The following is a 19,765-nucleotide window of genomic DNA, read 5'->3' as shown; positions in this document are numbered from 1 at the left end:
GCTCAGACGAGCATCCCCATCGGATTTTCGATGTAGCCCTTGAAGGCCGCCAGAAGCTCGGCGCCGAGCGCACCATCGACGGCACGATGGTCGGTCGACAGCGTGACGGTCATCACGTTGGCAATCACCATTTCACCCTTCTTGACGATGACACGCTGCTCGCCCGCGCCGACGGCCAGGATGGTCGCATGCGGGGGGTTGACGACGGCGGCGAAGTTCTTGACGCCCATCATGCCCATGTTCGACACGGCAGTCGTACCGCCCTGGTACTCCTCAGGCTTCAGCTTGCGCTCCTTGGCGCGCTTGCCGTAGTCCTTCATCTCGTTGGAGATGGTCGAGAGCGTCTTCTGCTCGGCGCTGCGGATGATCGGCGTGATCAGGCCGCCCGGAATGGAGACGGCGACGCCGACATCGGCATGCTTGTGCTTGACCATGGCGCTGTCGGTCCAGGAGACGTTGGCATCCGGAACGTCGCGCAGCGCCAGCGCCAGGGCCTTGATGACCATGTCGTTGACCGAGAGCTTGTAGGCCGGAACACCATCCTTCGACTTCGGAGCGGAATCGTTGAGCTGCGTGCGGAGCGCCAGAAGCGCGTCGAGTTCGCAATCGACCGAAACGTAGAAGTGCGGGATCGTCTGCTTGGATTCCTGCAGGCGCTTGGCAATGGTCTTGCGCATGCCGTCATGCGGCACGAGCTCGTAGGAACCCTGCTCGAACAGCTTCAGAACAGCATCGTCGGACATGCCCTTCGGTGCGGCCGGAGCAGCAGCAGCGGCCGGCTGAGCGGCAGGTGCCGCTGCCGGAGCAGCCTTTGCGGTGCCGCCGGAAACCGCAGCTTCGACGTCCTTCTTGATGACACGGCCATGCGGGCCAGTGCCGGAAACCGCCGCCACATCGATGCCGGCTTCCTTGGCCAGACGGCGTGCAAGCGGCGAAGCGAAGGTGCGATGACCGTCGTTTGCTGCCGAAGCCGATGCAACGGGTGCAGGCGCAGGAGCCGAAACGCTTGCCGGAGCCGAAGCTGCCGCGGGAGCGGCTTCCGCCTTCGGAGCTTCCTTGGCGGCCGGAGCAGCACCGGCGCCAGCGCCGGAAGCTGCAGCCGCGACATCTTCGCCATCGGCAGCAAGCACGGCGATCAGGGCATTGACCTTCACGCCTTCGGTGCCGGCGGGAACGACGATCTTGGCGACCGTGCCCTCATCGACAGCCTCGACTTCCATCGTTGCCTTGTCAGTCTCGATCTCGGCGATGACATCGCCGGACTTGATCTTGTCGCCTTCCTTGACCAGCCACTTGGCGAGGTTGCCCTCTTCCATGGTCGGCGAGAGGGCAGGCATGGTGATGTTGATAGGCATCGATGAGCCCTCCCCTTACTTGTAGCAAACGGCCTTCACCGCATCGACCACTTCGGCGACGCTCGGGAGCGCCAGCTTTTCGAGGTTGGCGGCGTATGGCATGGGTACGTCCTTGCCAGCGATCGTCAGGATCGGCGCATCGAGATAGTCGAAGGCCTGCTGCATGACGCGGGTGGCGATTTCCGTGCCGACGGAGGACTGCGGGTAGCCTTCCTCGACGGTGACCAGGCGGCCGGTCTTCTTGACCGATTCGATGATCGTCGGAAGATCCATCGGGCGGATGGTGCGCAGGTCGATAAGTTCGACATCGATGCCCTGGGCTTCCAGCTCGGCGACGGCCTTGGTGGCATAGGTCATGCCGATGCCGAAGGAGACGACCGTGACGTCCTTGCCCGGACGGTGAATACGGGCCTTGCCGATCGGCAGAACGAAGTTATCAAGCTTCGGCACATCGAAGTGCTGACCGTAGAGGATTTCGTTCTCAAGGAAGATGACCGGGTTCGGATCGCGGATGGCAGCCTTGAGCAGGCCCTTGGCGTCGGCTGCCGTGTAAGGCATGACGACCTTGAGGCCCGGAATATGGCTATACCAAGCGGCGTAATCCTGGCTGTGCTGGGCGCCGACGCGGGCAGCAGCGCCATTCGGACCGCGGAACACGATCGGAGCGCCCATCTGGCCGCCGGACATGTAGAGCGTCTTGGCGGCGGAGTTGATGATCTGGTCGATCGCCTGCATGGCGAAGTTGAAGGTCATGAACTCGACGATCGGGCGAAGGCCGGCCATCGCAGCGCCGACGCCGATACCGGCAAAGCCATGCTCGGTGATCGGGGTGTCGATGACGCGGCGGTCGCCGAATTCCTGCAACAGCCCCTGGGTGACCTTGTAGGCGCCCTGGTATTCCGCGACTTCTTCACCCATGACGAAGACATCCGCGTTGGCGCGCATTTCTTCGGCCATTGCGTCGCGCAGTGCTTCACGCACTGTCATCGACACCATTTCCGTGCCGGCCGGAATTTCCGGATCGGCGGCGGCGGCAACCTTCGGCTGAGCCGGGACCGATGCGGCAGCCGGCGCCGGAGCGGCAGCTTCGGTCTTTGCCGGCTCGGCGGCAGGTGCAGCCTTGGCAGAGGAAATAGCGTCTGCGGATTCACCGTCCTGCAGCAGGATGGCGATCTTGGTATTGACCTTGACGCCTTCGGTGCCGGCGTCGATCAGCAACTTGCCGATCGTGCCCTCGTCGACGGCTTCCACTTCCATGGTGGCCTTGTCGGTTTCGATTTCGGCAATGACGTCACCGGAAACGACCTTGTCGCCTTCCTTCTTGAGCCATTTCGAAAGGGTACCCTCTTCCATCGTCGGAGAAAGGGCGGGCATGAGAATGTCGATGGGCATAGTGTCCCTCCCCGATTAGAGCAGAATGTCGGTGTAGAGCTCGGATGCATCCGGCTCCGGATCGTTCTGGGCAAAATCGGCGCTGTCGGCTACGATTTCGCGGACATCCTTGTCGATATCCTTCAGATCGTCTTCGGTCGCCCAGCCCTTTTCGATAAGGCGGGCACGAACCTGCTCGATCGGGTCATGCTCGGAGCGCATCTTCTGCACTTCGTCCTTGGAGCGGTACTTCGCCGGGTCGGACATGGAGTGACCACGGTAGCGGTAGGTCAGCATTTCCAGGATGATCGGGCCTTTGCCGGAACGGCAATGCGCAACGGCTTCGTCAGCCGCGGCCTTGACGGCGCGAACATCCATGCCGTCGACCTGGAGGCCGGGAATGCCGAAGGAGGCGCCGCGCTTGGAGAAATCGGCCTGCGCAGTGGCGCGAGCGGTCGACGTACCCATGGCGTAGCGGTTGTTTTCGATCACGAAGATAACCGGCAGCTTCCAGAGCTGCGCCATGTTGAAGCTTTCGTAGACCTGGCCCTGGTTGGCGGCGCCGTCACCGAAATAAGCAACGCTGACATTGTCGTTGCCGCGATACCAGTTGGCGAAACCAAGACCGGTGCCGAGCGAGACCTGAGCGCCGACGATGCCGTGACCGCCGTAGAAATTCTTTTCCTTGGAGAACATGTGCATGGAGCCGCCCTTCCCTCGGGAATAGCCGCCCTGGCGTCCGGTGAGCTCAGCCATGACGCCACGTGCGCTCATGCCGGTTGCCAGCATGTGGCCGTGGTCGCGATAACCGGTGATGACCTGGTCGCCATCCTTCAGCGCCAGCTGCATGCCGACGACGACTGCTTCCTGGCCGATATAAAGGTGACAGAAACCGCCGATGAAGCCCATGCCGTAAAGCTGGCCGGCCTTCTCTTCGAAACGGCGGATCAGGAGCATCTCACGATAAGCCTTGAGCTCCGCATCACGATCGAAATCTGCGATCGGGCCGCCATTGGTTTCCTTGGCAGGCCTTGATGCTGTCTTACGGCTGGAAACGGTCGCGTTTTTTCGCGGCGCCATACAACCCTCCCTGTGTGAGTAGCCTCGTTTTGTGGTGAGGCGTAACATAGGCAAGATTGTTCGCCACAGCAATGCTATAATTGCATGGCTCATATTCATTGCAAGCTATTGATATAACTCGCAAAAATTCGATTAACCGAAATTCGGTTAATTATGGCTATTTATTGAAGATGACGATCTCGTTCGCCTTGGAATAGGTCAGCTGATAGCGCGCATATTGGTCGAGCATATCCTTGTCCAGGGAACCATCGCTCAGCAAGGCAACCTCCTTTTCAAGGTGCTCGCGCTTGGCGACAAGATCAGCCAGCTCCTTGGCGCGATCGATGCGGCGCTGCTCAAAAACCTCGGTTGCCTTCAGGCCGTAATCGCCATGAATGCAATGATAACCGAAGTAGCTCACAAAAGCGATGGTGATGGCGGGAAGGATGAGACGGCCGAACCTTCTCTTCTTATGATACTTTGTCCACATACTCGCTCGAACGCTCTGGCTTTACGCGATCTCGGTTCAAGGCCAATGCAGCCCGCAACAAGATCACATCAAATCAAACACCTAAAGCTAATTTATCCGGCAGAGATTAACCGTCCGTTGACTCTAACTGCACGGCCCAACAAAAAACCGCGCCCGAAGGCGCGGTTCGATCTCAAAGACGACGATGGCCGCGGATCCAAAGAGATCCTGCGGGATATTATCAGCCGCGAAGGATGGAGCGGCCGGCATACTTTGCCTGCGGGCCAAGCGCTTCTTCGATACGGATGAGCTGGTTGTACTTGGCAAGGCGGTCGGAGCGCGACAGCGAGCCGGTCTTGATCTGACCGCAGTTGGTGGCAACGGCGAGATCGGCGATCGTGGAATCTTCCGTTTCGCCCGAGCGGTGCGACATGACAGCCGTGTAGTTGGCCTTGTGGGCGGTTTCGACGGCGTCGAGGGTCTCGGTCAGCGAGCCGATCTGGTTGACCTTGACGAGGATCGAGTTGGCAACGCCCATGCGGATACCGTCGCGCAGGCGAGCGGAGTTGGTGACGAACAGGTCGTCGCCGACGAGCTGGGTCTTCTTGCCGAACAGGTCGGTCAGCGTCTTCCAGCCTTCCCAGTCGTCTTCTGCCATGCCGTCTTCGATCGAAACGATCGGGTACTTGGCTGCGAGTTCTGCGAGGTACTCAGCCATGGCGCCGGATTCCAGCGTGCGGCCTTCGCCTTCGAGCACGTACTTGCCGTCCTTGAAGAACTCGGTCGAAGCGCAATCGAGGCCGAGAGCGATTTCTTCACCCGGCTTGTAGCCGGCCTTTTCGATGGACTTCATGATGAAGTCGAGAGCAGCCGGAGCGCTGGAGAGGCCTGGTGCGAAACCGCCTTCGTCACCAACGTTGGTGTTATGGCCCTGCGAAGCCAGTTCCTTCTTCAGAACGTGGAAGATTTCCGAGCCCATGCGAACGGCGTCGCGGATGGATTCTGCACCAACCGGCAGGATCATGAATTCCTGGAAGTCGATCGGGTTGTCGGCATGGGCGCCGCCGTTGATGATGTTCATCATCGGGACCGGCAGCAGGCGGGCATGAGCGCCGCCGATATAGCGGTAGAGCGGCAGGTTGGCGCTCTGGGCAGCGGCCTTGGCAACGGCAAGCGAGACGCCGAGGATGGCGTTTGCACCGAGGCGGGATTTGTTCGGCGTGCCGTCGAGTTCGATCATGATGTTGTCGAGCTGGATCTGGTTCTCGGCATCCATGCCGCCGATCGCGTCGAAGATTTCCGAATTGACGGCTTCGACGGCCTTCTCGACACCCTTGCCATGGTAGCGCTTGCCGCCATCGCGAAGCTCGACGGCTTCATGCGCGCCGGTCGATGCACCCGACGGAACCGCCGCGCGGCCCATGCTGCCATCTTCGAGGTAGACATCGACTTCGACAGTCGGATTGCCACGGCTGTCGAGAATCTCGCGGGCGATAATGTCGGTGATTGCGGTCATGATAGCTTCCTGCTCGCTGGTTTATAAATCGATTTAAATCGTCTTAATCGAAGGCGCGGAAATTACAATGGCGATCCGCGCCGCGATTTCGCACTCCTTCAGGCCCGTAACGCAAATTCATGTCAGCCTGTTGAATGCTGGCTACGTTTCAGGCCTTGGCGATGGCGTCGAAGGCCAACAGCTTCTCCAGAAGCCGCGGCATATCCTTCAGATAGACCATATTCGGGCCATCCGACGGTGCATTATCTGGATCCTCATGCGTCTCGACGAACACGCCGGCAACGCCGACGGCGACGGCCGCGCGCGCCAGCGTCTCGACGAATCGGCGATCACCGCCGGTGGAGCCGCCCTGCCCGCCGGGCTGCTGCACCGAGTGGGTCGCATCGAAAATAACCGGCGCGCCCATCGCCGCCATGATCGGCAGCGCGCGCATGTCGGAAACAAGCGTGTTGTAACCAAAGGAAGCGCCGCGTTCGCACAGAAGAATATTCGGATTGCCGCTCTCGTTCAGCTTGGCCAGCACGTTCTTCATATCCCAGGGGGCGAGGAACTGACCCTTCTTGACGTTGACCACGCGGCCAGTCTTGGCCGCGGCAACCAAAAGGTCGGTCTGGCGCGACAGGAAGGCTGGGATCTGCAGGATATCGACCGTCTTGGCGACGATCGCGCACTGCTCTTCCGTATGAATGTCGGTCAGGACCGGAAAGCCGTATTCCTTCTTCAAGTCGGCAAAAATCTCCAATCCTTTTTCTATTCCAAGACCTCGACCGGCTTTCAGCGAGGTGCGGTTAGCTTTGTCATAAGACGACTTGTAAACAAGTCCGATGCCGAGCTTGCCGCAAAGCTCCTTTAGGACGCCGGCAACCATGAACGCATGGTCGCGGCTTTCCATTGCACATGGGCCGGCGATCAGCGACAGCTTGGCAGTGTTGGAAAAGAGGACCTTGGAGGCACCCTCGCCGACGGTGACTTCGGAATTTGTGCTCATGCTATCTCCTCGAAGGCGAACAACGCGCCCTCACCGGGCGCCAGTCTCGCCAATATACGATTGTTCTTACGCGTATAGGTGACGCCGTTAGCAGTGAAATGCGACGATGTCACGGAAAGATCGCGCGTTTTAAAAAGGATTGCCCGCGCACGCAGGCCCGGATCGTTGCCGCGAACAGGCAGATCATAAAAAGCCTCCATTCCCTCCGGCGTCAAAATCTCCAGATCGGCATTGGCAGCCCTGATCGTCAGGCCAAAGGAATGCGTCATGATCTGCGGGCCGCCGACAACCTCTTCGAAGAAGCTGCGATACACCGCAGGCTTCAGTGCGCTGAGCGCCACCCGTGCGATGCCGGTCACGCCGTTCTCGTGACGCTCGAGCACGCTGCGGTCGGCGGGCAAGGCATTGATGCGCTGACAGCAGAAGGCGAGAAAATCCGGCGCGCGCAGATCGGCGGCGAAGGCAAGACGAAAGCCGGCCATGGTTTCCGTTCCGTCCGGCATCTTCATGGGACGGGAGAAATCCAGCATCTGCCCCGCCGAAATCGCAGCCGCTTTGAAACGCCCGTCATCAGCCACCGCATCATCCGTGCCGAACACCACGGCCGAGAAGCCATCCTCTCCGACCCGGAAGCGATAAGCCTGGTCGCGCGCAACGAAAACATTGCCGTCCACGATGCTCTTCTCGCACTGCTCCGGAGATGCCACGCCCAGAGGTTCGAGATAGGTTTTGTCCGCAAGGAAAACGCAGGCATTCTGTGTGCCAAAGGGATGGCGCGCATCCGGAGCCACCGTGAAACCGAGCTTGCCGAGGCGTTCGCGCGCCAGAGCGATATTGACGGTCGGCAGTACGAGATGATCCAGCGGATGCGGGGACGAAATCATGGTTCCTCCTGTTTGCCTGCGGCAACAGATTTGCGCCCATCCCTCGCGCAATTCAAGATGGAAGCACGGAGCGCCCAAAGCACACGACATGAACCGAACGCAATCTCGCAAACGTGATTGCTGATTCTCTCCCATAGCCGGCTTATTCGGTGACCCACCACATTCATCCAAGTCTTGAGCACACCGGCCGAACGACAAAGCCCTGGAAGCGGGCAGAGCGGCATTTCCCATATTTTTCGTTGGGTTAGCGCAGACATAGTGCCGCGATGCTCCGAGCCTATCCATTCGCAAATGGTAATTATTTAACTGGCCCAACAAGGCTTTACCGAAATTTAAGTACTTGCGGAACACATATGGAACATATAGTGTCCGTTCTGGATTTGTTTCACAGCTTTTCTTGATTCTGGGGTTCCAAGACGATGTTGACGCGCAAGCAGCAGGAACTGCTTCTCTTCATTCACGAACGCATGAAGGAATCCGGTGTGCCGCCATCTTTCGACGAGATGAAGGACGCACTGGATCTGGCATCCAAATCCGGCATTCACCGCCTGATCACGGCGCTGGAGGAGCGAGGCTTCATCCGCCGGCTGCCGAACCGGGCCAGAGCGCTCGAAGTCATCAAGCTTCCCGATGCCTATAATCCCAGCCTGCAGCCGCGCCGTGGCTTTTCGCCCAGCGTCATCGAGGGCAGCCTCGGCAAGCCGCAGCCTGTTGCCCCACCGGCTCCGCCGAAGGTGGCAAATGATGATCACAATGGCTCGGCGTCCGTGCCGGTGATGGGCCGCATCGCCGCCGGCGTTCCGATCTCAGCCATCCAGAACAATACGCACGATATCACTGTACCCGCTGACATGCTCGGCTCTGGCGAGCATTATGCGCTTGAAGTTCGGGGGGATTCGATGATCGATGCCGGAATTTTCGACGGCGATACGGTCATCATCCGCAATTCGACGACCGCCAATCCCGGCGACATCGTTGTCGCGCTTGTCGACGATGAAGAAGCAACACTGAAGCGCTTCCGCCGCAAGGGTGCCTCGATCGCACTGGAAGCCGCCAATCCTGCCTATGAAACCCGCATCTTCGGACCGGATCGCGTCAAGGTCCAGGGCAAGCTCGTCGGCCTCATTCGTCGCTATCACTGACCGGCGAATTGTCAGCGGCTGGCGACACCCGCGCAAGTGGCACGTCGAATTTACCGGTGCGCCAATCATAGGTTCGATGCCTGGTCCATGGCCGCTGCGGATTTTCGAATGCAGCGGAGATAATGGGTTTATCGGCGGTAAGCGCCATCTCGATAGATCCGGTTTTGCGCAATGTCGCACCGGTTATGAGCATCGCTCCGGAGCGGCAATGATCCAGTCGCAATCGAATTGGCGTTACGACGATGTTCGCCGTATCACAGGCTGAGGGCAGATAGGCTGCGTTCTCGATCGTGACCAATATCGCGCCATTTTCGAGCATGGCTGCACACCATGCTCCTTTCTGGCAGGCAAAACTGCCCTGCATAGTGCGATCCAGGGCTTCCTCCATTGCCTTGCGGACGGCCTTCTGTTCTTCACCGTTCAATCGCTTATGCCGATCCGTCTTACTGATCTGTGGAAGCCGGCTATCGGCAGGAAGCATGGTCGGCGGCTGATGCTCGGCTGCAACCAATGCCTTTTGCCATTGTTCGAAAATGAAGGCCTGTGGTCTCTCGCGATTGGTGGCTAATATATCGTCCTGGCGCAACGCGACCAGGACGCCATCTTCGGAAATCATCAGGTCGGGTTTCGGTACGCCAGATCCGAATGCTGCCAAGCCCACGGAGGAGAGCAATAATAACAGACCCAGATGGCGCAGCCGGGTCCGCAAGATGCTCATGATCAGGAAACCGACAATGAATGTCGGCATCAGCCAGGCTGGTTGGCGGCCGAAGGTAATGTCGCCTCCCCAACCGGCGACGGTTCTTGCAATCACGATGACGAGCTCAAGCCCCTCTCCGGTGACTTTCCAGAAAGGTCCGTCCAAGCCGAAAGGCATGAGCAGCATCGCCGCCATGCCGAACGGCATGACGATGAAGGAGACCACCGGCATGGCGGCAAGATTCGCCGCAAGGCCATATGTCGCCAGCCGGTGAAAATGCTCGATCGAGAAGATGGCCGTCGACGCGCCGCCGATGAATGAAGTCGACATCACGCCTGCAAAGAAACGCGTGGCGAACAATAACGGACTTAACAGACGAACGCGCGACAGAATGCTTTCGCGATGCCGCCGCCGCTTCCACAGCGAATAACCCGACACCAGTGCCAGCGTCGCCGCATAGGACATCTGGAAGCTCGGGCCGAGCACTTGCGACGGCGATAGAACAAGAATGATGATAGCTGAAAGTGCGACGTTGCGCAGACTGATCGATGGCCGATCGAATAGCACGGCCACCAGCATGATCGCCATCATGATGAAGGCACGCTCAGCGGACACGCCAAAGCCAGAGATGAGGTAATAGGCCGTTACAGTGAGAAGCGCGCCGAAGGCTGCGAATTTCTTGGTTGGCCAAGCCTGCGCGACACCGGGAAAGAGGCTGAACAAATAGCGTAGGCCAACATAGAAAATGCCGGCCGACAGCGCCATGTTCAGGCCGGAAATCGCAATAATATGGGTCAGGCCGGCAATTCTCAGCGCCTCGGTCGTATCCTTGGAGATGGCACGTCTCTCATCGGTGACAAGTGCTGCAGCAAAAGCGCCGGTATCTCCCGGCAGGGTTTGCCTGATCCTGTCACCTATGCTGTTGCGCAGGCTGGCAAGCCAAATATCGGCCGCATCCATCAGAGAGCCGGCGACATTATCACTGGCCGGGGACAATAGTTTCGGCGTTCCGTAGGCAAAGCCATTCGCGCCGATGCCATTGAAATAGGAACTGAAGGCGAAATCGTTGAGGCCAAGCAAGGCCGGCCCGGCGGGAGGCGTCAAGCGCGCCCTGCCCTGAACACGATCACCGAGATCGAACGGTTCCGCCTGCTTGCGCACGAAGATCGTAACCCGTCGTGGCGCGCGGTGAATGGAAGGCTTTTCCGTTGCCTCGACACGGACGACATAGCGCCAGCGTCCATTGTCATAGGATTCCCGTCGCTCGATCTGACCGGTCACGGTCGTCGTCACGGCCGAATCGAGCATGACAGTGGAAACTCGCCAGCTTTCGCATTGCGCCAACGCCATGCCCAGACAAAGGAGCATGCCGGCGAAAAGCACGTGGCGAAGCAGCCGGCCCGCCTCCCGCATGAGCGCAAAGCCACTGGAGAAGACCAATAAACCTGCAAGAACGGCCTGTGGAGGCGGATCGCTGCCGGCCTTGAACCAGAAAATCGCACCAAGACCCATGTAGATCGGCGCGAGCAGGATTGCGCGACCATGGGCCGCCTCCTCTTCGATCAGTCCAAAGGTGCCGAGCCGAATGCGACTTAATATCCGCAGCAGCCGAGATGTCAGCCGCGTCTGATCCTGCGTCCGTTCCCATCGCTGCGCTTCGGCGGAGAAGGCAATCGTGGCAATAACAGGGCGAGGCTGCGAGGGCGCAGCAACATCCCCACCATCCTTCTGCTGCTCGGATGCCTCCAAATTAGGCACTCACGGTCGCCCCCACGCAAAACTACAGCTTTCGCGCGATTTTTGCCGTCAGCAGGCAATGAATTCAACCAAAATCGGCGCAAGCAGGCTCAATTGGGCCGGTTTCCCCGCGTAGCATAAGTAGAGACGCTTCTGCAGTGCCCAAAAGTTGATACTGCATTGCACAATTCAGCGTTAGGATAACTTGGCATTAGGCTCTGGATCATATAGCTAGTCGGTAGTCGCTTAACCTTTTGGCGCTTTTTATGGCGTCAATCCCGCCAAATCTTGGAGGATCAGCATGACGGAACAAAGCGCGAAACTAACTTGGGGTGAAAAGACGGTGGACTTGCCGGTCAAGACCGGAACCATCGGCCCGAGTGTCATTGATATTGGTGCCCTTTATAAGAACACCTCCACTTTCACTTACGATCCTGGCTTCACCTCCACCGCGTCGTGCGAGTCGAGCATTACCTATATCGATGGCGACGAAGGCGTTCTGCTGCATCGCGGCTATCCGATCGATCAGCTGGCCGAACACGGCGATTTCCTCGAAGTTTGCTACCTCCTTCTTTACGGCGAACTGCCGACGGCGGCACAGAAGAAGGACTTCGATTATCGCGTGACCCACCACACGATGGTGCATGAGCAGATGTCGCGCTTCTTCACCGGCTTCCGCCGTGACGCGCATCCGATGGCTGTCATGTGCGGCTGTGTCGGCGCACTCTCCGCCTTCTATCACGACTCGACCGACATCACCGATCCGCACCAGCGCATGGTCGCAAGCCTGCGCATGATCGCCAAGATGCCGACGCTCGCCGCCATGGCCTATAAGTACCATATCGGCCAGCCCTTCGTTTACCCGAAGAACGATCTCGATTATGCGTCGAACTTCCTGCGCATGTGCTTTGCCGTTCCGTGCGAAGAATATGTCGTCAATCCGGTGCTCGCCCGCGCCATGGACCGCATCTTCATCCTGCATGCCGATCACGAGCAGAATGCCTCGACCTCGACGGTTCGCCTGGCTGGCTCTTCCGGCGCCAATCCGTTTGCCTGTATCGCAGCAGGCATCGCCTGCCTCTGGGGACCGGCTCACGGCGGCGCCAACGAAGCGGCGCTGAACATGCTGAACGAAATCGGCACGGTCGATCGCATTCCGGAATTCATCGCCCGCGCCAAGGACAAGAACGATCCGTTCCGCCTGATGGGCTTCGGTCACCGTGTCTACAAGAACTACGATCCGCGCGCCAAGATCATGCAGAAGACCGCGCACGAAGTTCTCGGCGAACTCGGCATCAAGGACGATCCGTTGCTCGACATCGCGATCGAACTCGAGCGTATCGCTCTGACCGATGAGTATTTCATCGAGAAGAAGCTATACCCGAACGTCGACTTCTACTCCGGCATCACGCTGAAGGCTCTCGGCTTCCCCACGACCATGTTTACCGTTCTGTTCGCTCTTGCCCGCACCGTCGGCTGGATCGCTCAGTGGAACGAGATGATCGAGGATCCGCATCAGCGCATCGGCCGCCCGCGTCAGCTCTACACCGGCGCTCCGCTGCGCGAATACGTGCCTGTTTCCAAGCGCTAAGCTTCGGTAATGAAACAAAAAACCGGTCAGAGATGACCGGTTTTTTTATGGGATAGAACGTCCAGAACAATCTGCGCCGCCTTGTCACCGGGCGGCTCCTCGGTCTGCATTCGCTCCCAGACGAGATCGTAGCCCGCCAGCATCGCCGCACGCTCCGGCGTCTCACTCGACAGTCGCTCCATATAGCGAGCCAATATGCCCGGCCGCAGAACGTCATTGATGAGCTCAGGCAGAACCGCGTAATCGGCAATCAGGTTTGGCAGAGCTGCCGTCCATATTTTGATGCGCGACAGCACGAACTTCGCCAGCCACTCGGTCTTGTAGGTCGAGACCACGGGAACGCCGGCAAGCCCCAGCTCCAGAATAACCGTGCCGGAGGCCGCCATGGCAGCATCCGCCTGCGCGAATGCGCTCCATTTGGCATCCTGGCCGACAAAGATATGCGGCTTGACCTGCCAATTAGCCGTCAAAGAACGAACCAATGCCTCCTGCCGCGGCACCGTCGGCAGGAGAAGACGAACATTATCATTTCGCCGACTAAGCTCTTCGGTAGCCCGCTCAAAAACCAGAAGGAGTTGCTTGATTTCCGACGCACGCGATCCGGGCAGAAGCAGGATCGTCTTCTGCGCATCAGGGCCTGCCAGTCCTCGCAAGGCACGCTGGCGGCGGGTCTCCACAAGATTGACGTCGACCGTCAGACGGTGACCGACATAGGTGGTTGCCGGACCGCCCAGGCGCTCCATGGCGGCAGGCTCGAAGGGCAAGACGGCCAGCACATGATCGACATAGGCGAGCATCTGCTGCGCGCGATATTCCTTCCACGCCCAGACACTGGGGCAGACGTAATTAACGATCGGCAGATTGGGCAGAGCCTTGCGCACACGCTTGGCAACGCGATGGGTGAAATCGGGGCTGTCGATGATCAGAAGCACGTCGGGCTTTGCGGCAATGATCGCATCGGCCGTCTGCCGGATGCGGGCCAGCAATTTCGGCAGCCGCTTGATGACCTGAATGAATCCCATGATCGAGAGTTCGGAATAATCGAAGAGCGAGCGCAGGCCCTGCGCTTCCAGCGCCTCGCCACCAACGCCCACCAGTTCGATCGGGCCATCGTGGCGCCGCTTCAGGGCCGCGACCAGATCGCCGCCCAGCAGATCGCCGGAAACCTCTCCGGCAACGACTGCTAGCTTCAACGGCGCGCTACTCACATAAAGCCCTCCGCGCTCAGACCGCGATCAATACCACAGACAAAAATGCCGGCTTCGTCAGCGGCGGCGATCACCGCTTGCCGGTCGAGGATCAGCGCCCTGCCGGCTTCGACGGCGACACCGGCCAGTCCTGCCTTCTTGGCGTTTAGAACCGTGGAAACGCCGATCGACGGCAAATCGGCCCGGACATCCTGCTGCGGCTTGCAGAGCTTGACGAGCACGCCGCGCCGGCGCGTGGAAATACGCCCGGCCGCGCGCAGTTCGGCAACCCGCTCAATCATCTTGTCCGTGCCTTCGGCGCCTTCGAGCGCGACGACGCGACCGCCGACACTGACTGCGCCCTGCCCCACATCGAGAAGTCCCAGCGCATCCGCAGCCTTGGCACCCTGCGCAATGTCGCGCAAATCCTCTTCCGCCGGCGCGATTTCCCCCAGTGGGCCTGTCGTTGCCAAAAGATCGGGCGCGATTTCATGCGCGCCCACGACGCGAACGCCGCCAGCCTCGATCAGGCGAATGACCATCTGCAGGACGGCATTGTCGCCGCCCGAAAGAAGTGTGCGGATCGTCGAGGGCAAGTCCCTGATGACGCGCCAGGTCGGATGCACCTGCCGCCAAGAGGGGCGCCGCGCCACACCGCCCGACATGACGACGCGATCGACGCCGTGACGACGGAACATCGCCTCGAGGCCAGCAAAATTTCCGACGCCAAGATTGGCGTGATCGAAGGCGGACCAATCGCGGTCCGCCTCGTCGGTCAAAGCGATGATCACGGGATTTTCACCGGCCTGCCGGGCAGCATCTGCGACATAGACAGGCAAAAGGCCACTGCCTGCGATGATCGCCAGCCTGCCCTTGTCGTTCTGGCCGGCCGAAACCACCCTCAGGCCTTGCCGCGGTTGGGCGACGACAATGCGCGATCGCTATCGGCAGCGATGAAATCGAGGATCTCCATCGCTTCCCTGCAGTCGGCATATTCGTCACGGATGGCGGCGGCATTATCGCGAACCGAACCTTCGGTCTCGAAGATGCTCTTGTAAGCGCGGCGAACCCGATGAATGACAGCGCGGTCGATGCCCGCGCGCGTCATGCCGACGATATTCAGCCCGGAGAGCACGCCCGGATTGCCGTTCAGCATGCCATAGGGAATGACATCGTAACTCGCGGCCGTGAGACCACCGATAAAAGCCTGTCGACCAATGCGGGTAAACTGATGCACCGCACAGCCACCGCCAAGAATGGCGCGGTCCTCGATGGTGACATGTCCAGCCAGCATGACGTTGTTCGACATGATCACGTTGTTGCCCACACGGCAGTCGTGAGCGACATGCGAATTGGCAAGGAACAGGTTGTTGTTGCCGATAATCGTCTTGCCGCCGTAATCGGCCGTGCCGGTGTTGATCGTCACGCCCTCGCGGATTGTGCAATTCTCGCCGACATCAAGTGTCGTTTCCTCGCCGTGATGATGAACGCTCTGCGGATCACCGCCAACGACGGCCATCGGAAAGATCTTCGTTCCCTTGCCGATCGTCGTACGACCCGTCACGACAGCATTGTTGAGCAACTGAATATCGTCATGCAGCACAACTTTGGGACCGACATAGCAGAACGGGCCGACAACAACATTCTCGCCGACGACCGCGCCGTCTTCGACAACCGCCAGCTTATGGATGCGGGCGCTCTTTGCGATGCTGCTCATGCCTGTTCCTGATCCTTCCGTACGATCATTGCACCGATATCGGCCTCGGCGACCAGGGAACCGTCGACCTTGGCATCACAATGGAACTTCCAGATTGTGCCGCGCTGCTTCTGCTTGACGACATGGAATTCGACGCGGTCGCCAGGAACAACCGGCCTGCGGAAGCGGGCGTTATCGATCGTCATGAAATAGACGAGATTGCCGCCGATGCCATCCTTGCGGGCGCAGATCGCACCGGCGGTCTGAGCCATCCCTTCGATGAGCAGCACACCCGGCATGATCGGCGATTCCGGAAAATGCCCGGTGAATTGCGGCTCATTGGCCGTCACATTCTTGATGCCGATCGCGGAATTGTCGCTATCGATCTCGATGATCTTGTCGACCATCAGGAAGGGATAGCGATGCGGCAACAGCTTCATAATTTCCAGAACGTCGGCCGACGACAACGACGCCTTGGCTTCCTCAGTCATGCTCCGCACTCCCGTCTTTCTTTTCCCTGGCTCCTGACCGCTTCGCGATCTCCGCCGATTCCCTTAGAAAATCCCATAGAGGCCGCGCTGGAAGGCCCGCATAGCGCTCTCCCGCCGGAATACTGTTCATCACGCCGCTCTTGGCACCGATCTGCACGCCGTCGCCGATGTGGATGTGGCCGTTGAGGCCTGCCTGGCCGCCGATCTGGACACCATCTCCGATCACCGTGCTGCCGGCGATACCAACCTGGCTGACGATAGCACAATGCCGACCGATGCGGACGTTATGTCCGATCTGAACCTGATTGTCGATCTTCGTGCCCTCACCGATCACGGTATCATCCATGGTGCCGCGATCGATCGTCGTATTGGCGCCGATCTCGACATTGTCCTGGATGATGACGCGGCCGATCTGCACGATCTTGACCATGCCGCGCGGCCCCGGCGCATAGCCGAAACCGTCCTGGCCGATGCGCGCACCATTATGGACGATCACGCCATTGCCGAGATAGGCGCAGAGCACGCTCGCGCCACCACCAATATTGCAATTGCGGCCGATCTTGACACCCGGCCCGATAAGGGCATTGGCGCCGATATAGGTCCCCTCACCGATCTCGGCACCTGCGCCGATAACCGCACCAGGTTCGATGCCGATATTGGCTTCGAGCTTTGCGGTGGGATCGATAGTGGCGGCCGGCGAGATTGCTCCGAGATTCGAGGTAAATGCCACCGGTCGCGTGGCCTCCGGATGCAGCAACCCACCGACGATGGCGAAATCCGTATGCGGCTTTTTCGACAAAAGCACCGGAATATGATCGGGAACGAAAGATTTCAGCGCCGGCAGGCAGATAATGGCCGAAGCCTTGCAGGTCTCCAGCTCAGCGCGATTCTTCCGGGAAAGGATATAGCAAATATCACCTTCGCCTGCCCGATACACGGGGGCGATAGACCTGATGACGACCTCCGAAGAGGCCGTATCAGCCAGTTCCGCCCCAAGATGTTCAGCCAGTTGTTTCAAGCTGACGCCACCATGGGGCGGGAAAAAACCAGTATGTTCCATAAGCACCAGCTCCAGAAGGGTGTTCAAGCCCGCAGTTCTGGACTGCCGATATCAGAACTGGTTGGCGATGCCAAACCGGAAATTCTCGACCTTGTCGTAATCTTCCTTCAGGACCGGTACGGCATAGTCGACGCGGATGACGCCGAACGGCGACGACCAGATCAGACCTGCACCAAGCGATGCACGGATCGAATTGTCGTTGTGAAGCGTATCGCCGAAGAGATTCGCCTTGTTGCCGTAGAGCGTGCCTGCGTCAGCGAAGGCTGCAATACGCAGGCCGATATCCTGGGGAACACCCGGCATCGGCATGCTCGCTTCAGCCGAAGCGGTGAAGTAGGTCGTACCACCAAGCGGATCGCCATGCGACGAACGCGGACCGATACCTGCATTCTCGAAGCCGCGGATTTCACGGCCGCCGAGCGTGAATTGATCGAAGACGTTCAGCTTGCCATTCGTCGGCATCACATAGCCGGCACCCACCGTCAGCGAGCCGATGATATCGGCTTCGTCGCTGATCATCTGGTAGTAACGAGCCTTGCCGCTCAGCTTATAGAAGTCGGAGTCGCCGCCGAGACCTGCAAATTCATGCGTGAACTTGGCGATGATACCCTCACGCGGAAGGTTCTGATCGTCCAGCGTGTTGTAGGTGAAGGTCTGCGAAACCGTCGACTGTACCCACGGGCCGTTCTCTACGAGGTTGAGATACGGAGCCGAAAGATTGTTCTGCCAATCGTTCGTGCCATCGTAGGTCAGGCGCTTGTAGTTGTAGCGCAGGGTTGTCGCCAGGTTCTCGGTGATCGGCGCGGTGACGCGCAGCGAGAAACCTTCTTCCGAATAGTCGTAGTAATCGTCGCTCGACGTCTGGTTCTTGAAGATATCGAAACCGGCAGCCAGACGATAACCGAGGAAATAAGGCTCGGTGAACGAGATGTTGTAGGTACGATTGCCTTCCGTACCGGCGCCTGCGGCGAGACGGATGTACTGACCGCGGCCCAGGAAGTTCTTTTCTTCAACCGAAGCTTCGAGAAGCAGGCCGCCGTTGTTGCCGACAGCGTAACCGGCTCCGATACCGAAGGAGCCTGTCGGCTGGTCTTCGACGTTGACGATGACGATGACGCGATCCGGAGCACTGCCCTGAGCCGTCGAGATATCGACCTTGGTGAAGTAGCCGAGCGCATCGAGGCGACGCTTGGCGCGCGTGATCATTTCCTGGTTGAAGGCATCGCCTTCGTTCAGGTCGAACTCGCGGCGGATGACGTAATCGCGCGTGCGGGTGTTGCCGCGGATTTCAATACGCTCGACATAGGCGCGCTCGCCCTGGTCGACCAGATATTCGATACCGATGGTGTGACCGGACAGATCGCGGTTGCCGCGCGGCGTGATGCGGGCGAATGGATAGCCGGCAGCCGCAACACGCTTGGAAATGTTCTCGATCGAAGTCTGGATATCCTTGGCGCTGTAGACATCGCCCTTGTGGGTGATGACAAGGCCCTTCAGTTCGTCGGCATTGACGCCTTCGACGGTCGAGATGACGTTGACATCGCCGTAGGTATAACGCGGACCTTCATCGACATTGAAGTTCAGCGTGTATTCGTTGTTCTGCTCGTTCAGCGTCGCATCGGCGCTGACGACGCGGAAGTCGGCATAACCATGGTTATAGTAGAACTGACGCAGCTGATCCTGGTCGCCCTGCAGGCGCTCGGGGCTATAGACGTCCTTGCGCGTCAGGAACGACAGGAAGTTGCTCTTCTTCGTGCTGATGACCGAAGCAAGGCGACCACTGCCATAGGCCTGGTTACCCGAGAAATTGATCTTGTCGATCTTGGTGCGATCGCCCTCGTTGATGACGAAAGCCACGTTCAGGCGGCCCGGCGCGACCTCGGCGGTCTGCGTCGTTACCTGCACATCGTTACGACCGATGGATGCATAGGCATCCTTGATGGTCTTGACGTCAGCCTGGATGGTCGCCTCGTTATACGGGCCTGCCGCATGGGTCTGGACGATCCCCTGCAGCTTGTCATCCTTGATCTTTCGGTTGCCGTTGAAGACCACGGCGTTGATGAGCTTGTTTTCGCTGACCGATACGACCAGCGTGCTGCCCGAAACGGTGATGTGGACATCGGAGAAATATCCGGTGGCATAAAGCTGCTTCACCGAAGCGTCGATGTCACTGGGGGAGAAGCTCTTACCGGGCTTAATAGTGATATTGTCCCGGACAGCCGTCTCACCGACACGCCCAGCCCCGCGAACGTCAACCCGCTGAATAACAGCTGCTTCCGCGACTGAAACAGAGGCAAGGGTGATCACACCAGCGCCCGACGCAACAACACCTGCAGACAGCGCTACCGCCGACACTGCGTTCAAAAATTTTGAACCAGCCTTCATTTCACTTCTTACCTTTTTTCAATCGTCCCCAGCCCCGAGCGAACCCGATTCCGGCCACGTGTGTCGTTTTACCCGCTTTTGACATACAAGCAAGGGAGCACGTTAATTTCTGTTTACTTCATTTCAAAGCGTGG

At 59.2% G+C, this 19,765-nt stretch carries 16 protein-coding genes; 2 read left to right on the top strand and 14 right to left on the bottom strand.

The window, feature by feature from the left end:
* Nucleotides 1–2: 2 nt before the first annotated feature.
* From GA0061100_RS10140 to GA0061100_RS10110, 7 genes are all read right to left on the bottom strand, one after another.
* Nucleotides 3–1,355 (bottom strand): pyruvate dehydrogenase complex dihydrolipoamide acetyltransferase, encoded by a 1,353-nt coding sequence (locus tag GA0061100_RS10140; RefSeq protein WP_075852524.1) that lies wholly within the window; start codon nucleotides 1,353–1,355, stop codon nucleotides 3–5.
* 15 nt (nucleotides 1,356–1,370) lie between these two features.
* Entirely contained in the window at nucleotides 1,371–2,747 is a 1,377-nt protein-coding gene (locus GA0061100_RS10135) for a pyruvate dehydrogenase complex E1 component subunit beta (RefSeq protein ID WP_075852523.1), read from the bottom strand.
* A gap of 15 nt (nucleotides 2,748–2,762) precedes the next feature.
* Nucleotides 2,763–3,806, bottom strand: a complete 1,044-nt coding sequence (gene pdhA / locus GA0061100_RS10130) for a pyruvate dehydrogenase (acetyl-transferring) E1 component subunit alpha (RefSeq protein WP_075852522.1) — start codon at nucleotides 3,804–3,806, stop codon at nucleotides 2,763–2,765.
* Nucleotides 3,807–3,963: 157 nt separating this feature from the next.
* Nucleotides 3,964–4,275: an FtsB family cell division protein gene (locus tag GA0061100_RS10125; RefSeq protein ID WP_047633302.1), complete on the bottom strand. Its 312-nt coding sequence runs from the start codon at nucleotides 4,273–4,275 to the stop codon at nucleotides 3,964–3,966.
* 220 nt (nucleotides 4,276–4,495) lie between these two features.
* Entirely contained in the window at nucleotides 4,496–5,770 is a 1,275-nt protein-coding gene (gene eno, locus GA0061100_RS10120; protein ID WP_075852521.1) for a phosphopyruvate hydratase, read from the bottom strand.
* Between the two features lie 148 nt (nucleotides 5,771–5,918).
* Complete coding sequence (gene kdsA, locus GA0061100_RS10115) at nucleotides 5,919–6,758, bottom strand: 3-deoxy-8-phosphooctulonate synthase (RefSeq protein ID WP_075852520.1); 840 nt, start codon at nucleotides 6,756–6,758, stop codon at nucleotides 5,919–5,921.
* Entirely contained in the window at nucleotides 6,755–7,642 is an 888-nt protein-coding gene (locus GA0061100_RS10110; protein ID WP_075852519.1) for a VOC family protein, read from the bottom strand. Before GA0061100_RS10110 ends, kdsA begins: the two co-directional genes overlap by 4 nt.
* Nucleotides 7,643–8,061: 419 nt before the next feature.
* Between GA0061100_RS10110 and lexA the strand changes: the two genes are divergently transcribed.
* A complete protein-coding gene (gene lexA, locus GA0061100_RS10105; RefSeq protein ID WP_047633298.1) occupies nucleotides 8,062–8,784 on the top strand; it encodes a transcriptional repressor LexA in 723 nt (240 codons plus the stop codon).
* Here the strand turns inward: lexA and GA0061100_RS10100 are convergent.
* The gene (locus GA0061100_RS10100) at nucleotides 8,765–11,242 is read right to left on the bottom strand and encodes a ComEC/Rec2 family competence protein (RefSeq protein WP_244557795.1); all 2,478 of its coding nucleotides are present in this window, start codon (nucleotides 11,240–11,242) and stop codon (nucleotides 8,765–8,767) included. The genes lexA and GA0061100_RS10100 overlap by 20 nt on opposite strands.
* 280 nt (nucleotides 11,243–11,522) lie before the next feature.
* Between GA0061100_RS10100 and gltA the strand changes: the two genes are divergently transcribed.
* The gene (gene gltA / locus GA0061100_RS10095) at nucleotides 11,523–12,812 is read left to right on the top strand and encodes a citrate synthase (RefSeq protein ID WP_015339806.1); all 1,290 of its coding nucleotides are present in this window, start codon (nucleotides 11,523–11,525) and stop codon (nucleotides 12,810–12,812) included.
* A 26-nt stretch (nucleotides 12,813–12,838) separates the two neighbouring features.
* Here gltA and lpxB read toward each other — a convergent pair whose 3' ends face one another.
* The 6 genes from lpxB to bamA are packed head-to-tail and all read right to left on the bottom strand — an operon-like array spanning nucleotide 12,839 to nucleotide 19,631.
* Nucleotides 12,839–14,020, bottom strand: a complete 1,182-nt coding sequence (gene lpxB / locus GA0061100_RS10090) for a lipid-A-disaccharide synthase (RefSeq protein ID WP_075852517.1) — start codon at nucleotides 14,018–14,020, stop codon at nucleotides 12,839–12,841.
* Complete coding sequence (locus GA0061100_RS10085) at nucleotides 14,017–14,898, bottom strand: LpxI family protein (protein ID WP_075852516.1); 882 nt, start codon at nucleotides 14,896–14,898, stop codon at nucleotides 14,017–14,019. Before GA0061100_RS10085 ends, lpxB begins: the two co-directional genes overlap by 4 nt.
* Nucleotides 14,899–14,900: 2 nt before the next feature.
* Entirely contained in the window at nucleotides 14,901–15,716 is an 816-nt protein-coding gene (gene lpxA / locus GA0061100_RS10080) for an acyl-ACP--UDP-N-acetylglucosamine O-acyltransferase (RefSeq protein WP_075852515.1), read from the bottom strand.
* Nucleotides 15,713–16,186, bottom strand: a complete 474-nt coding sequence (fabZ, locus tag GA0061100_RS10075; RefSeq protein WP_041677401.1) for a 3-hydroxyacyl-ACP dehydratase FabZ — start codon at nucleotides 16,184–16,186, stop codon at nucleotides 15,713–15,715. The genes lpxA and fabZ overlap by 4 nt, the downstream gene beginning before the upstream one ends.
* On the bottom strand, nucleotides 16,179–17,246 hold the full coding sequence (lpxD, locus tag GA0061100_RS10070; protein ID WP_075852514.1) for a UDP-3-O-(3-hydroxymyristoyl)glucosamine N-acyltransferase: 1,068 nt from the start codon (nucleotides 17,244–17,246) through the stop codon (nucleotides 16,179–16,181). Before lpxD ends, fabZ begins: the two co-directional genes overlap by 8 nt.
* Before the next feature lie 51 nt (nucleotides 17,247–17,297).
* On the bottom strand, nucleotides 17,298–19,631 hold the full coding sequence (gene bamA / locus GA0061100_RS10065; RefSeq protein WP_075852513.1) for an outer membrane protein assembly factor BamA: 2,334 nt from the start codon (nucleotides 19,629–19,631) through the stop codon (nucleotides 17,298–17,300).
* Nucleotides 19,632–19,765 lie beyond the last annotated feature (134 nt).

The sequence above is a fragment of the Martinezella hainanensis genome, from assembly GCF_900094555.1.
Lineage (GTDB): Bacteria > Pseudomonadota > Alphaproteobacteria > Rhizobiales > Rhizobiaceae > Rhizobium > Rhizobium hainanense.
This window is presented reverse-complemented; position numbering and strand designations above follow the sequence as displayed.